The organism is Undibacterium sp. GW821-FHT11H02, from assembly GCF_058808015.1.
Window position 1 is genome coordinate 121,685 of the sequence record NZ_JBXARG010000008.1, and the last position, 15,806, is coordinate 137,490.

Annotated in this window: 14 protein-coding genes and 1 pseudogene; 3 read left to right on the top strand and 12 right to left on the bottom strand. The window is 44.4% G+C overall.

Annotated elements, in window-relative coordinates; genetic code table 11:
• Nucleotides 1-711, bottom strand: a complete 711-nt coding sequence (locus AC1RR2_RS10415; protein ID WP_493222190.1) for a Tn7 transposase TnsA N-terminal domain-containing protein — start codon at nt 709-711, stop codon at nt 1-3.
• On the bottom strand, nt 705-1,601 hold the full coding sequence (locus AC1RR2_RS10420; RefSeq protein ID WP_493222191.1) for a hypothetical protein: 897 nt from the start codon (nt 1,599-1,601) through the stop codon (nt 705-707). Before AC1RR2_RS10420 ends, AC1RR2_RS10415 begins: the two co-directional genes overlap by 7 nt.
• Before the next feature lie 99 nt (nt 1,602-1,700).
• Here AC1RR2_RS10420 and AC1RR2_RS10425 point away from each other — a divergent pair.
• A pseudogene (locus AC1RR2_RS10425) lies at nt 1,701-3,002 on the top strand (YifB family Mg chelatase-like AAA ATPase); the annotation flags it as partial.
• Between the two features lie 249 nt (nt 3,003-3,251).
• Nucleotides 3,252-4,910 (top strand): methyl-accepting chemotaxis protein, encoded by a 1,659-nt coding sequence (locus AC1RR2_RS10430; RefSeq protein ID WP_493222192.1) that lies wholly within the window; start codon nt 3,252-3,254, stop codon nt 4,908-4,910.
• 252 nt (nt 4,911-5,162) lie between these two features.
• Here AC1RR2_RS10430 and AC1RR2_RS10435 read toward each other — a convergent pair whose 3' ends face one another.
• The 10 genes from AC1RR2_RS10435 to AC1RR2_RS10480 all read right to left on the bottom strand — a co-directional run bounded on the left by AC1RR2_RS10435 (nt 5,163) and on the right by AC1RR2_RS10480 (nt 15,086).
• Nucleotides 5,163-6,353, bottom strand: coding sequence for a M20 aminoacylase family protein (locus AC1RR2_RS10435; RefSeq protein WP_493222193.1), 1,191 nt, complete (start codon nt 6,351-6,353; stop codon nt 5,163-5,165).
• A gap of 633 nt (nt 6,354-6,986) precedes the next feature.
• Complete coding sequence (locus tag AC1RR2_RS10440; RefSeq protein WP_493222194.1) at nt 6,987-7,244, bottom strand: BTH_I0359 family protein; 258 nt, start codon at nt 7,242-7,244, stop codon at nt 6,987-6,989.
• Nucleotides 7,245-7,375: 131 nt separating this feature from the next.
• Entirely contained in the window at nt 7,376-7,765 is a 390-nt protein-coding gene (locus AC1RR2_RS10445) for a GTPase (protein ID WP_493222195.1), read from the bottom strand.
• The gene (locus AC1RR2_RS10450) at nt 7,746-8,468 is read right to left on the bottom strand and encodes a response regulator (protein WP_493222196.1); all 723 of its coding nucleotides are present in this window, start codon (nt 8,466-8,468) and stop codon (nt 7,746-7,748) included. The genes AC1RR2_RS10445 and AC1RR2_RS10450 overlap by 20 nt, the downstream gene beginning before the upstream one ends.
• Nucleotides 8,469-8,567: 99 nt before the next feature.
• Nucleotides 8,568-10,880 (bottom strand): sensor histidine kinase, encoded by a 2,313-nt coding sequence (locus tag AC1RR2_RS10455; RefSeq protein WP_493222197.1) that lies wholly within the window; start codon nt 10,878-10,880, stop codon nt 8,568-8,570.
• A gap of 41 nt (nt 10,881-10,921) precedes the next feature.
• Entirely contained in the window at nt 10,922-11,446 is a 525-nt protein-coding gene (locus tag AC1RR2_RS10460) for a DUF4390 domain-containing protein (RefSeq protein WP_493222198.1), read from the bottom strand.
• 303 nt (nt 11,447-11,749) lie between these two features.
• Nucleotides 11,750-13,195, bottom strand: a complete 1,446-nt coding sequence (rsmB, locus tag AC1RR2_RS10465) for a 16S rRNA (cytosine(967)-C(5))-methyltransferase RsmB (protein WP_493222199.1) — start codon at nt 13,193-13,195, stop codon at nt 11,750-11,752.
• Nucleotides 13,196-13,227: 32 nt separating this feature from the next.
• Nucleotides 13,228-14,094: an alpha/beta hydrolase gene (locus AC1RR2_RS10470; protein WP_493222200.1), complete on the bottom strand. Its 867-nt coding sequence runs from the start codon at nt 14,092-14,094 to the stop codon at nt 13,228-13,230.
• A 28-nt stretch (nt 14,095-14,122) separates the two neighbouring features.
• A complete protein-coding gene (locus tag AC1RR2_RS10475) occupies nt 14,123-14,464 on the bottom strand; it encodes a DUF1840 domain-containing protein (protein WP_493222201.1) in 342 nt (113 codons plus the stop codon).
• A gap of 85 nt (nt 14,465-14,549) precedes the next feature.
• On the bottom strand, nt 14,550-15,086 hold the full coding sequence (locus tag AC1RR2_RS10480) for a hypothetical protein (RefSeq protein WP_493222202.1): 537 nt from the start codon (nt 15,084-15,086) through the stop codon (nt 14,550-14,552).
• A gap of 338 nt (nt 15,087-15,424) precedes the next feature.
• Between AC1RR2_RS10480 and AC1RR2_RS10485 the strand changes: the two genes are divergently transcribed.
• Entirely contained in the window at nt 15,425-15,805 is a 381-nt protein-coding gene (locus AC1RR2_RS10485) for a hypothetical protein (RefSeq protein ID WP_493222203.1), read from the top strand.
• The last annotated feature ends 1 nt before the right edge of the window (nt 15,806 follow it).

The window sequence follows — 15,806 nt, forward strand, 5'->3', positions numbered from 1 at the left end:
TCAACTATTTGGGATAGATTTTGTTGTATCGATTGTCCATATTTCACTGGACATCGTTAGACGTTTGGTCAAATCCGTGCAAATTATTCCAATATTAACAAGCCACCAAATCCACGGTATATATTGAATTTTTCGCTCATCACTATTTGTCAGTTCATTCAATAAATTCTTGGGTGTAGTCAATTTTAAACGTAGCATCGACCGTCTAATTTCCAATTGCATTTCACGTTCCTGTAAACTCGCATTTAGGTAGCGTGTCGTCTTATAAGAAAGTAAAAATCTCGCATTCGCCAATAGGTCAGTTTGAATATGTTTTTCAGTAACAATTTTAAAGCGAATACCTATTGGTCTTAAAGCAGCAATTGCGGCGCGATATTTATGTCTTTGAATTTCCCAGTCCCGCTTAAGATTGGCGATTGGCTTCACTTCAAAAACGGTGGGTACAAGGTTTGCATCGCGACTACGTGCCAATGAATGATAGGAAACAAGTACATCTGGTGTGTATGTACGAGAAACACCATCTGCGTCAATCCACTCAATCGAAAATGGCTGTGTTGCGTACTTTTCGATTCGACTGTCCCATTCCAATAACGTCAAAAAATCATGTTCTAGCATTGATTCTGCTTGCGCTGGGAATGGGTTTTTATTCGATGCAAAGGATGACTTTATCCCAAAGTTGGAAGCTGTAATTTCTCTAATTGGCATCAGCATTTCATCTCCCTCCAAATAGCTTTGAAGTGAGACGTCGTTTTTTGTCCTAATCCTGATGATCTTTTGTCGCATAAGTTCCCAATAAGGGTGTTGTTACGTATGTACTTTTCCCTACACGTAATCGAATATATTTCTAATTTTTTATATTCATATGATACGATCAATCTTCTCTTTAAACTTATATACACGGGGTACACATGGCTTTGTATGAGTGCATTGACTGTCAAAAACCATTGAGCGCAACAGCTAAACAATGTAATGGTTGCAATTCGACTGATCCCTTTGGTCGACAACGTGCTAGCGATAAATTCCGACTCAGCATGATGCTCGTTTTGATTGTTATTGGTATCGGTATTTTTCTGGCGTTTAAATTTGAGTTCTTGACCTTTCAAATGGTCAAAAATTTGCTTTTTAAACAGTGACTCAATAATCGCTAGGTCATGGTCGATTCCATTTCTAGTTGCATAGAATCGCCGCCCTGACATAATCCCAGGCACAGAGAGCGAATAGGTAAGATCGAACTCAAAGTCAAAATATGCAGAGATTTCCCAGAAATAATTTAGTCGAGAAGCCGAATTAAAGATCTCTGCATGCAGAGACTTTACCAATGTAGCCGCAAGAACTTTGTCACATTTAAAGGACACATAAGGTGAACTTTTAATGAATCCCCATCCATGACCTTCGCAACTACCGATAGTTCTTATCAAATGAGGCGAATTTAGGGTGTCAACAAGTTTCTCAATTCGCTCATCTATCACCAAAAGCTCTTTTGCTTCCAAGTATGGTCTTGGCTTACCTTTAAAGTAGGAAACCTCACGCTCACTACTTGCCCCCAAAGTCTTCTTTAAGGTGCTCAACACTTTTGATACTGAAAATATTGATAAATTCATCTTTGATTCCTTAAGTGAACAATAATCAAAGCAAGCAATCCAATTTAGCTATTCGCAAATAGCAATGGTTGTTTTCTCAATTACTGATGTTTTTCACACAAGGAATCAGGGCGCTTTGATTTGCCCATCGCTCTGGGCATACTGGCTGCCTCGGGACAAATTCCTGCCGATACTTTGGATCAATATGAATTCGCCGGGGAATTATCTTTGTCAGGCGAATTGCGAGCGATACGTGGTGCGCTCGCCATGACTTATGCCATCTGCAGAAGCACCGACAATTCCTCAAACAGCGCACGAGCATTTATGTTGCCTAAAGCGAATGCCAATGAAGCCGCCTTAGTCAGTGATGCGCGTATTTATCCGGCTGAATCACTGCTACAGGTGTGCGCCCACTTCGCTGGTATTGACCCTGAATCAAAGATCAGCACGCATAAAAGCCTGGTGCAAAGCGAAGCGCCACGCTATCCCGACTTTAGTGATGTAAAAGGGCAATTGCAAGTGAAACGTGCTTTGGAGGTCGCTGCCGCCGGCAACCACAGCGTCCTCCTCATGGGGCCGCCAGGTACTGGCAAATCCATGTTGGCGAGCCGCTTTCCGGGTATTTTGCCGGGTATGACCGAACAACAGGCACTGGAATCCGCCGCCGTACAATCGCTGAGTAGTGGCTTTACTTTGAGCAAATGGAAGCAGCGTCCCTATCGGTCGCCGCACCATACGGCCTCCGCAGTCGCACTGGTAGGCGGTGGTAGCACGCCACGTCCAGGTGAGATTTCATTGGCGCATCATGGTGTATTATTTCTCGATGAATTGCCAGAGTTCGACCGCAAAGTCTTAGAGGTATTACGCGAACCCCTAGAATCGGGACATATCCATATTTCGCGGGCAGCGAAACAAGCCGACTTTCCAGCTCGCTTTCAACTAATCGCTGCCATGAATCCCTGTCCTTGCGGCTATCTGGGGCACTTTAATAACAAATGTCGCTGTACTCCCGACGCAGTGAGTCGTTATCAGGGCAAGATTTCTGGACCTTTGCTCGATCGCATTGATATGCAAATTCAAGTACCGGCCTTAGCGCATGCAGACTTATTGCGTCAAAGTGATGGCGAACCAAGTCTAGCCATACAAGAGCGAGTAGAGCGTGCCTTCGAGCGGCAAATAGCACGTCAAAATAAAGCGAATAATCTACTTAGCACCAAGGAAATCGATCAACTGTGTGAGACCGATGAGGCGGCAGGACAATTGTTGCGCAATGCCATGCTCAAGTTAAACTGGTCGGCACGTGCTTACCACCGGGTACTAAAAGTTGCTCGCACCATCGCCGACCTGGCAAATACCACTGAGATTCAACAAGCCCATGTGGCAGAAGCGATACAGTATCGCCGCGCATTGCGTGAACCTTAATCTACCGCAATAAGAGTTTCGCAATTTTCAAAAGTTTGGCTTACACTATTACCTAGCAGTAAGTACTTTATATTATCGGCCTCCATCAACGACAAGCTGAAATCGAAAAACCAAGTTCTTAAATTCACCATCAAAGCAAGATGCAGTAACGCGTTGATGTTCCAAAGTAATTGTGACCAAGTGTAGGGCTAGAGCCGGAAGGCAACACTGTCTCCCGCGATTTTTTACAACATTAGTCGAGGTTTTTTGATGAGCATCAAACGCAGAATTTGGGCACTGCCCATCATCGCTACTGTCATTTTTGGTATTGGTATTGCCGCCAGTGTCTATTTTTCGACAACCGCCATTGATTCTATTAAGACCACTGAAAAGATCGATTACCCGGTACTTGATCGTTCTAAGAATATTCAAGCAGACGTGCAAGGTATCGTTGATGCTTTGAAACAAGCAGTGGGTGAAGACGATAAAAAAGGCATAGACGCGGTCAATGAGCGTGCTAAGAAAGTCCGCGAGAAATTCAAAAATCTCGGCACACTGCCTGGTCAGCAGGCCTTAGGTGATCGCCTCGCTAAGGAATTTGACGCCTATTTTGGTCCAGCCACAAGTGTTGCAAAAATCATGCTTGGCGTGGATCAGGGAGATCCACAAGCTGCTATCGGGCAAATGCAAACCTCATTGAAAGTACTTGAAGACGATCTAAAAAGGACGGTTGAGTCTGCTCAAAAACAGTTCACTATGGGTGTGGATAATTCTGGCGCCAATGTACGTAATGTCTTGTGGACAGTCATTGCGGCAGGTTTAATCGTTATGCTGGTACTGGTTGTCGTGTCATATTTTATTATCCGCACGATCTGGCAACAACTCGGCGGTGAACCAGAATATGCCCAAGAAATTGCATCGGCAGTCGCATCGGGCAATTTGACTATGCAGATAGACGTTGAACGAGGTGACACGACCAGCCTGTTGGCCGCATTGGGCGAAATGCAAACGCGCTTACAAAATATGGTTTCGGACATCAAAACTTCAGCGGAAACCATTAAAGTCGCCAGCGCGGAAATCGCCAGTGGCAATTCTGATCTGTCTTCGCGCACAGAATCGCAAGCCAGTAGTCTGGAAGAAACTTCCAGCTCTATGGAAACGATGACTGAAACCGTCAAGCAAAATGCCGACAACGCGCGTCAAGCCAACAAGATGGTAGAAACCGCCTCAGAAGTCGCCGTAAAAGGCGGCGAAGTTGTCAGCCAGGTTGTGACTACTATGGACGATATCAACCAATCCTCGAAGAAGATTGTTGACATCATCAGCGTCATTGATGGCATCGCGTTTCAAACTAATATTTTGGCATTAAATGCAGCCGTTGAAGCGGCTCGTGCCGGTGAGCAAGGCCGCGGTTTTGCTGTTGTCGCATCGGAAGTTCGTAGTCTGGCGCAACGCAGTGCCGCGGCGGCCAAAGAGATTAAGACTTTAATTGGTGATTCGGTGGATAAAGTCCGTACCGGTTCTGTCTTAGTTGATCAGGCCGGGCAAACTATGGGGGAAATCGTGGCCTCGGTGCGTAGAGTCAGCGACATCATGGCTGAGATCACCGCAGCTAGTCAGGAGCAAAGTACGGGTATCCAGGAAATTGGTTCAGCGATCAATCAAATGGATGAAATGACCCAACAAAATGCCGCGTTGGTAGAAGAAGCAGCGGCGGCGGCGGAGTCTCTGGAAGAGCAAGCTGACCTGCTGACCAAGGCATTAGATGTATTCAAATTAAACAACGTCAACAGCAAATCTAACGTTGTCCGAGCTAGTGCTACCATGCGTTCAAAGACAGGCGGTGGACGCCCTGTACAAGCCAGAATTACAGCAAGTCCCGCTAGCTCGAACAAACAATCCGCCGATGGTGACTGGGATGAATTTTAAACCCAGAATTTCCATTGGGATTTGAGGCGATGGTGGATGCACTTTTCGAGGCAGTTTTTACGTGAATGAGGCGCAAATAGCTAGCTATTTGCAACGAAGAACGAAAAAAATGACCGAAAATGCGCCGCCAGCGCTCAAATAGCGTCGAAGACGCGCCTAATGGAAAATCTGGGTTAAATAGAGTGCATTCTTTGTAGCACAAAGCAAAAATCCCACATCGGCATGTGGGATTTTTTTATGACAAATACAAGATCAAACTGGTAAATAAGCCTCTACCAATCGCACCCAATAACTAGCGCCGATTGGTAATAAATCGTCATTAAAATCATAGCTAGGATTATGCAAATTGCAGGGTCCTAATCCATGACCAGCGTTGCGATGCGCGCCTTCGCCATTGCCAATGAAAACATAGCATCCAGGCTTATGCTGTAACATAAAAGCAAAATCCTCGGCACCCATCGTCGGCTCTACATGCTCGTCAAGCTTTGCGGGGCCAACTAAATCGCGTATGACCTGAGTCACGAATTGCGTTTCTTTTTCATGATTTATCAAAGGCGGGTAATTGCGTTTAAAAACAAAATCTACTTCTGCGTCGAAAGCAGCCGCAGTCGATTGGGCAATTTTCTCCATACGACTTTCGATCAAATCCAATACCTCGGTACTGAAGGTACGTACGGTACCGATCAGGCTGGCATCATCGGGAATCACATTGGTAGCACTTCCAGAATGAATTTGCGTCAATGACAGCACCGCCGGCTCCAGTGGGTTCACATTACGACTGACTATGGTTTGCCAGCTTTGTGCAATTTGTACCGCTATCATTACTGGATCTATCCCTTTTTGAGGCTGCGCAGCATGGGCTCCTTTACCCCGCACCGTCACGTGAAACTCATTTGATGAAGCCATCATGCCACCGGAACGCACAGCAAAAGTACCGGTCTCCATACCCGGCCAGTTATGCATTCCAAATACCGCATCCATAGGGCAACGCTCAAACAAACCTTCTTCTATCATCCGTCGGGCACCGCCGCCACCTTCTTCAGCTGGCTGAAAAATAAGGTAGACGGTACCGTCAAAATTTTGATGTTGCGACAGATAGCGCGCTGCGCCTAATAACATCGCGGTATGCCCATCGTGTCCGCAGGCATGCATTTTTCCTGCACGTTGCGAAGTATGTGCAAATTGATTCAGCTCCTGCATAGGTAGGGCATCCATATCGGCACGCAATCCTATAGCTCGCGAACTAGTCCCGCGTTGAATAATACCAACCACGCCGGTATCAGCTAATCCGCGCAGCATGGGGATACCCCATTCTTCCAACTTCGCCGCCACGACTGCAGCGGTTCTGTGCTCTTCAAAACATAATTCGGGATGAGCATGGATATCACGCCGTATAGCTTGAATTTCTTGTTGGAATTCGTGAATAGAATCAATCAGTTTCATACTGTCCTCAGACGGCAATTATCAGTCTGGCAGTGTAAATCATTTTTTTCGGATTCGGCTACGCTCCCACTACGTAAGCAAGGTAATCGCACGAAGAAAATTAAGAGAAAAATTTAAAGCAAGGTGAAAACCCCAACAAAACCTCGTCGCAGTGGCGCAGGGGGCGCAGAAAAAACTTGGCTTTTGCCTTCTCTGCGCTATCTGCGCCTATGCGGCTAGCGCTTTTATCTTTTGTTTAATTCCCAAGCGCTCTATGCGATTGCTCTGGCAAACGCCCGGCATTATGTTTTCTTCTAGATATATCCTTTGTTTATGTCTGGTATACGAAAAAGCGACAAGACTTATTTGCTGCACTGCGATAAAGTAACACCTGTCTCCTCCAACACCTTCAAAGGTTTGGACTTAACCCGCAGCGAATAGCTAGCGGGTTTTTTTTGTCCATTTTTTCCTGCGGATGTAAAAACATTACCTAAGATTGAGCAAATTGAAGAGAAAAATGGGGGAATTAATTGATGTAGAGCGACGATACACAAAAAGAAAGGAGTGTGATGTTTCTGCGTATTCGCATCAAACATCGACACTCCCGGTTTTGAACATACAATTAGCGTCAATTAAATTTGCCTGACAGCATGTTCAGTGCAGCAATACTGATTGCCCCATGTAAGAATCAAATGTCGCTAAGAATTCGTCTATTTCTTCAATACTGGGTTCATTAGAAATCAATTCTTTCACATCTTGTCGGAAAGTCTCAGCCTGTATGCCGCCAATGAAACATTCACGGCAAACAGATTTGTCAGTAATTTCATAACCACCAAAACGCAAAGCTTCGTGCTCTGCCTGGGCACCGAATTCGACCACACTATATTGGTCGCTGTTATAGATGATGTTCATTTGCTCTTCCTTTCTCAGGGGAGTCTCGTATGAGAAACCTATCATTCAAAAACAAACAGGGTGCTTGGCTTGAAAAGAGAAAAACCGCTCTCTTGTAAAGAGTTACGGCAGAGCAAGGTGTTAACTTTAGGCTAGACTATCATCACTTTTTTAAATTGAAGCATTTGATCATAGGGCGGCAGTGATAATGCTTGGCGTAGTTCCACTAAATGTTGCGCATCATTAATAGCAATATATAAATTTTTTATGTTTTGCCTGAGCAAGCGATTCAGTGTGACACGCATGACGAGCTGACCTATACAGCATAGGCAACCGGGAGCGATGCGTTCTACGATAAGATGGCTATCGTCCCGCAGGAGCAGTACGCCTGTTGGCAAGCCTTCTAATAAGACTGCGGTTGTTTCATCTGAGGGAAGAGTGGCGGTGGCGGCAGCAATCCAGGCTTCACGCGCCTGATAATTACTACCTGCCACAAGAACCAGTGCAATTGGCGTAGTCGGCTTATTCGCCGCGTTTGCCATATTTGACTGATTCAACGCCCAATTGCTTAAGTTTGCGATACAAATGCGTACGTTCTAAGCCCGTTTTTTCTGCCACCCGCGTCATACTGCCACCTTCACGGTGCAGATGATATTCAAAGTAAATTCTTTCAAAGGCATCACGTGCTTCACGTAAAGGCAAATCAAAAGACAAATTATTGAATGAATGCTGGTTGTTTTGAACCAGATGATTTCCCATCGCGAAATCACGCGTTTCATAAGTCACTGGCGTTGCAGCAAATGAAGTCACATTATTGACCTGAGGATTCGTATCCATACTACTGATACGCGTAACAGGTGCAACTGGGCGTGGTGCTTCTACATTGCGGGTCAAACCTTGTTGTACCGCTTTTAAAAGTTTTTGCAAAGCGATGGGTTTTTCCAAGAAGTTCAAAGCACCGATACGAGTAGCCTCCACTGCCGTATCGATTGTTGCATGACCTGACATCATGATGACTGGCATCGTCAATAAACCATCACGCTGCCACTCCTTCAATAAAGTCACGCCATCGGTATCAGGCATCCAGATATCGAGTAAAACTAAATCTGGCCGTGATTGTGCTCGCGCCTCACGCGCTTGCTGTGCATTTTCTGCTAATTGAACGACGTGTCCCTCATCGCCCAAAATTTCCGAGAGTAACTCTCGAATTCCCATTTCGTCGTCGACGACCAATATGTTTGCCATAAATGTACCCTAAAACCTACTTCGCTAATTACACGACACTGTGCTTCTCTTTGGAAGCCTCCAGCATACACAGCACTTGAGATAAACCCCGAATGATACTCAGGTATTTGACTCCGGTGCTAACTTTAACAGCAAAATCGAAACTTTGGCACCGTTTGCATCGCTACGGTTTTGAATATCGACTTTGCCCCCATGTTCATCTACAATTTTTTTCACCATCGCTAAACCTAAACCCGTACCTCTTGGCTTCGATGTCGCATAGGGCTCAAAAGCGCGAGCCAATATTTTATTTGAAAAACCTGGTCCGTTATCAATTACCGACAAACGTACCGCAATTCTCTCGGTCTTATCGGCACTGGTGTAATGCACGATTTCCGCTGCGACATCGATTCTTGGAATCTGCCCCGTTTTCGCGTTTTCACTAACGGCATCCTGCGCGTTTTGCAGTAAATTATGTATCACCTGACGCAGTTGAGTCGCGTCGCCCATAATCAAAGGTAATTCCGATTCTATGTGCAGATGAATGATATCGCGACCATCACCCGACAAATACAAATGGAGTACATCGTCAATCAAGGCCGACAAATTAATCTTAGACAAAACTGCTTGCGGAATTTTGGCGTAATCGCGGAAGTCATCCACCATGCGTTTCATCGAAGTGACCTGATTAACGATGGTGGTGGTACTTTTATTCAAAAACAAAGCATCGGTTTCATTTAACTTATCCACCAGCTTCATTTGCAAACGTTCGGCTGACAATTGAATGGGGGTAAGTGGGTTTTTAATTTCATGAGCCAGACGACGGGCGACTTCGCCCCAAGCGATAGAGCGCTGAGCGGAAATAATATTGGTAATATCATCGAACACGATCACATAGCCCAGACCAGAAGCTACAGGCAAATGTGAACCGCGCGCTAATAAAGTCACGCCCTTATCTCCATCACCCGCTTGTAGGCTTGAAACCGCATCTGGCACTTCGTCAAATGCCGAACTAGGCAATTCAATTTGTTGTTGCCAATGTTCTTGTCCAGCGCCACCTGCTGATTGTGCGTGTTGCTCAGAGAAAGCCTTGTCAATTGCCTCCGCAAAGATTTGCAGACCGGGAATATCACTTAAAGGCTTACCTGTTTCGCTCTCTAGTTGACGACGCAAAATCCGCTCTACCGAATGATTACAAGTGACCAAGCAACCATATTGATCCAAGACCATCACACCAGCCGACATGCTCGCTAACACCGATTCCAAGTAAGCCTTGGCGTTTTCTAGTTCGGTTCGATTTTTTTCCACTGCCGAACGGGCATCAAATAATTGCCGCGTCATCGTGTTAAATGACTGCGTCAAGCTACCCAGCTCATCCGACGTCGTCGTGATAGGGCGCGGTGAGAGATTGCCTTCTGCGACCGCCTTGGTACCTTCTGCCAATAATAATAATGGTCGAGACAATTCGCTAGCAATAAAGAACGCCGCTGTGATCGCAGCAAAAATCGCAAACAATAAAAGCAAGGTCAAACTGACCAAGTACATGTCTTTCAGACCTTCACGGCTTCTGGACCGTTCACGATGCTCTGAAATTGCAGTAGTAAATACTTTTGCCTGCGTATCCAATAGTTCTGGGATAGGTTGAATCAGTTGTAAATAGCTAGATTCATGTTGAAAACGGGCATTCATGCCGCTCAATTGCAGAGGAATAATCACTCGTAAAAATTCTTTATCACCCAAATCACCGCCGCTGTTTTGATGAGCATCGGTATATAGATTACGCGTCGCATCTTCACCGATATGATCAAGGTGGGTACTAATTTTTGCGTACTTACCTTCTATTCTTACGGTTTGAATGATGCTGGCATTCGGTAATTCGGGTACCAAAATCGCTGGGTTTTTATTGGCCGTTGCGATAACACGCCCACGACCGCTGATGATAGTCGCTTCCTCAATTTGCATTTGCTCTAACAAACGCGACAACTTAATCGGCAAGGTCGAAGAGTATGGATTTTCGCTCACGTCGCTGAGTTGATTCGCCATGCTACGCGCCTTGGCCTCCAAATCTTTCAAGGTGTAATCTAAAGCGGTATGCCCTAAATCAACTCCCGAATTAAGTAATGGATCGAGTTTAACGATGAACCAAGAATCGATGGAACCCGTAACAAATTTTACTGAAACGATATAAATTAAAGTGCCCGGCAAGATACCAGCAAGCGCAAATAGAACCACCAAGCGGGTCATGATACGCGAGCCAAATTCGCGTTTACGATAACGTCTGACCAATTGCCATGAAAGCGTAATTACCATGGCCAATAAGCCAAGAGCCACTACTGCGTTGGCGATCAGCAGCAGGGGAAAATTCGCGTTAGTGTATTGAAAACGGCTGGAATTTTCGGTAGAGGTCATCAGCGAAAATAATAAGACGCTCATCAGAACGCCGCCGATTACCAAACCTTTCCACAAAAACTTAATCACTTATCGTCTGCCTTAAACGTAAATCGTTTCCACTCAGAGGCCAGACGCCAATCGCTATTGCTAAACGAGGTAATTAACATAGGTCTCGAGAGTTGATTGCTATCGAGCTTTAAACGCACTGCAACGTTGTACGTTGCATTCGGATTTAAGGAATTCTTTTCCGCTACCAACCAACGTCTTGGGCGCCAGACCAAAGTCATGGCTTCTTCTAAGGTAGCGAAATTTTGTTTCAAGCCGCCATTCACCGCTGCCGTGTATTGACGACGCCAGAGATCATATTGAATTTTGACGGTTTGTGAAGAGCGTATGGTTTTTTCATCAAACCAATACCAGCGTGGCCGGTTAATTTCGACTTCCGCCGTGAAGGAAACTGGAATTCCTTCATTAATCGCGGTCTTTAAATCATTTCCAAGCTCGAATGAAAACGCGACCAGAACCCGATAACCCTCATCGCTGGTTTCAATTTTTGCAGTCGTTACCTCAACCCCGGCAGCATGAGCCTGGGCGCAAGAAAACATCATGGGCGCTAAACAGCTTAGCGCCCATGCAAGAAAAATTGATCGCGAGAATTGGATCAAACGGGTGAACATAGAAATAACACGAAAATCCTGGAAAGTTATGAAAATCAAGTCTACGGCTACAAATTTTTACAATGAATGTCTGTAGCAAATACTCATAGGACTTACACAAAATAGCGCTAGCTAGGCGCGTCGCCGAAGATAGTACAATTTGTACACCGAGGCGACTGCAACGACGCTAGCGTCTTTTTTTGCGTAAGTTCTGATTCACTGTATTCTTATTGACATCATAACTTGAAACAAGTTTCAAACCGCTGGTTTTTGAAATAGGGCATAGAACAAACCATCGTGTTCGTTGTTGATTTCCGACGTAGGTAGTAACTGACCTGGTGCTGACAAACGAATCGCAGCATGTCGTTTTTCAAATGCTGCCGCTTGATTTTCAGACTCAGCCGGCCAGATCGAACAAGTGACCAATAATAATTTGCCTTCTGGTTTTAACATACGCCAAAGGTTATCCAAAATGCTGGCCGATGTTTCTGCCAATTGGTTTGCATCGTTTTTGCGTCTGAGCCAGCGTATATCAGGATGACGTCTTACCACACCAGAGGCAGTGCAAGGAACATCGGCCAAAATACGATCAAATGGCTGACTGTCCCACCAATTTGAATATTTTGCATCACCGCTTTTGATCGTCGCGAACAATTGTAAGCGCGCCAAATTGTCGTGAATACGTTCTACCCGTTTGGCATCAGCATCCAATGCCAACAAATCGATTTTTGCGGTTTCCAACAAATGCCCGGTTTTACCACCAGGGGCAGCGCAGGCATCCAACACGCGCATACCGTCTTGCACGTCGAGTAAATCAGCGGCTAACTGGGCTGCCGCATCTTGAACTGAAACCATACCCTGTTCAAATCCTGGTATCAGTTGTACTTGCATAGCTCGACTTAAACGTACGGCGACGGGTCCGATTTGCTGAGCTTGTATATCGTTTTTTGTTAATAAAGCTAAATAATCACTGACAGAAATCTGTTTTTGATTAACACGTAAAGTCATGGGTGGCGGTGTATCGCCCGCTCTTAAAATCGCTTGCCATTGCTCTGGGTAAGCCGTTTTGCATTGGTCTACCCACCATTGAGGATAATTCCACATGGCAGCCGGCTGCTTCATTACGAGTGCTAATAACTGTACTTTTTCTCTAAGAAAACGACGCAAGACTGCATTGACCATGCCTTTTGCAAAAACCATTTGAGTAGAAGAAGCTGCCGCATTTACGGCCTGATCGACTACCACAAAATCATCGTAGGGTGCCTCTTCAGAATTTTCTGTCACGAGTAGAGTGAGCGCACAACATAGGAGGCTATAAAGCAAAGGTGGTTCGGGTAATTTACTGGTCATCGCTTTGATTAAAGCATCAACCCGACCAACCTGGCGCATAGTCCGGTAAGCGATATCTTGAATTGCACCACGCGCTTGTGGACTCAATTCATTTTGCGCAAATACTCTTGATAAGGCTTGAGGCAAAGCGCTACCTTCCAACACATAAGCAACTGCTTGTGCCGCACCGACCAGGCTATATGCGAGCGAATCTGGTTTGATATGCAGCGTTGTGATCTCATTGATTGTCTCTACTGAGATGGGTGTTGGCTTTGGCGTCGATGCTGATCTTGATCCAGTACTAAACTTCGATTTGGGCTTAGTTTTGCTCAAAACGGGACGGGTTAATACTTTGCGGGTGGTTTCTGACATAAGGTTTTGACAAGCGATATTAAGTAAAAAGTCTAGGTTTCAGGCATCAGATTTTTTTGTTCTAACCAGGTCCTGACATCATCAAAAGCACGTAAGGCTTCTAATTCATTAAAAATTTCGTGATAAAACCCGGGATAAAAAATAGCACTAAGAAATTTAGCATTAGCACTACGCTCAATTTGTTGTACTAGCGCCTTGGCGCCACGTGGGTTAACTACCACATCGGCTTCGGCGACCAACAATAGTAATGGAATAGGTAATTCTTCAATATGCGCTTTCACATAACGCATAGAAGACAACATACTTCCGAACAAACTGGCACTGATACGAGAGTGTACTAAAGGGTCATTTTGATAAGCAGCTACCACTTCGGAATCGTGTGATAAAAAGCGGCCATTGGTTCCATGTGCAACCCCTAAATGGGGTATCACAGCACGACTAAGTTTGAATAAAATTTTCTGAAAAGTACTGGTTCTTACGGAAAATGCCGGCGACGACAAAATAAAGGCCTTAACCGGAGCCAGACCCTGTAAAACAAAATGTGTGGCGAACAGACCGCCCATACTATGCGCAAATAGTAGCGGTGCGCCAGGTAATTGCTTCAAAAAATCATTTAGAACGACACGGGTGTCACGCAATATCGTTTCATCATCAGGAACATCGCCACGTCTGCCATTCGATTGACCATGACCACGTTGATCAAAACTTCGGACCCTATATCCTAAGTTAAGAAAAAACCGCGCTATATGAATGTAGCGCCCTGAATGTTCACCCAGACCATGCATAATCAATATGCCGGGCGCGGTTAGAGATTTTGCAGGCCAATCACGCACGAAGAGAGAAGTGCTATCGGCCACTTCTAAGAAAAATTCTTCGGTATGTTCTACGTGTGCGCTCATGAACTTAATTTCCTCATTTTTTCCATACTTAAACGCCCCACAATACGTCTTTTTGTTTCTTATTGGCGGCTCGTAACATATCTAAGAATGGAAACAAGCGTGCAGACAAAGTCACTACATCATTTTTTTTCTTCTTGTCGATACTGTCCAGATCTTCATCAGCGTCTCTATCTTCAGCACTTTCAAGTAATTGCCTTTGTTTCTTATCAGCGTCAATCAGTGCTTCAATTTGTTGAATTGCCGAGGCTGTCTCAGCGGCTGTAATCACACCACGTTCTATGTCTTTGCCTAACAATTCTAAAACCGCGGCGATATGTTCTTTGTACATAATAATTTCTGCCGCAGCCGTTGATTTAAAACTGACTAACATATTTTTCTCACTGATAATTTGATTGCTTTGATTTTCTTCTTATGACGATCGTTTTACTTGTCTTATTTACTTATCTTAATTAGTTTTAATTAAGCTTTAAGGAACCAAAAAACATATCAATCACTTCAGGATTAAAGTGTTTTTCCTCACCTATCATCACTGCCTGAATGATCCACGGACCCTGAATAACAAAACGACCTACGAATTTAACGGCTTGTCCATTTTGGGTCTTACCTAATGCGGCTATAGTATCTTTCGGTAATTCAGGTGTATTTTTTTCTAATAAGGTTCCCTGAATATTTTTTAACATGCCTTGTTTCATTGCGTCTAAAGCTTGTTGTTGCCGTTGATTCTTTTGTTCGACACTTAAGTTTGTATCTGCTTGATCTAATTTGGCATAGGCCAATGCAAAACTGATTTGATTAACATCCACAGCCGTCATTTGCATCTTAACTTTTATACCATTCAAATCTACATCTCTTGCATGACTGGCTGGTTTACCAGGCATTAACAAGCTAATTGGTGCATCGTTCATTCTGATTTCACGCCAGTCAAACTTTGGCGAACATGCGGAAAGTAAGAAGAAACAAGAAATCACAATAAAAGTATGAAGTTTAGACATGAAAAACACTGCTTTCGACATAGAAGAATCATTTACAAAGATAAAACTCAGATTAGTTCTCATTGTAGGTGAAAGCGTCTTGAGTTCGCAGTGAAATTTGCGACAACTGAGTCTATTCTTCCTATTCAACACATAATCGCTCTACTTCTTCTTGAGTTTTTCAAACTGCTCCTGATTTTTATTCCTGTTTTTGTTCCCACTCATCGCTGGAAATTACCTTTGAGACCTCACTTTCTGCTTTTAATCGCAGGCGGCTAGTGAGTGTTTTTTTGCGGTGCTAAGGTGTAGTCATGGATGCAGGGTCTGCATCAAATTAACCAGAAAAATGGAGAAATATCATGAACTTTGAAACACATAATCAAGAAGCACAACAAGCTAATAATGAAAAAAATCAATCCACCAAAAACAATCCAGTTTTGGAATTTATCTTGAACGTCACAGATGCTGGTAAATACATTTGGCAACATTATATGGAATGGATAATTGAGGTCTCTTGGGGCAAACTTTTTCTGGCTTGTTTATTGACCTTAATTATCGGTGGCATTTTGTCTATCCATAGCCTGGCAAATTGGTTAGTTATAGGATCTTTGTTATTGAAATGCTTTATAGGTAAAGAAGATCAGGTTCAAACAACGCCGTCACAGGCTAATGCGCAAACCAACACACAAAATGAAGGTTCAGAAAAAGTAAAACCGGATGAAGTTCATCAGGAGAATTAAC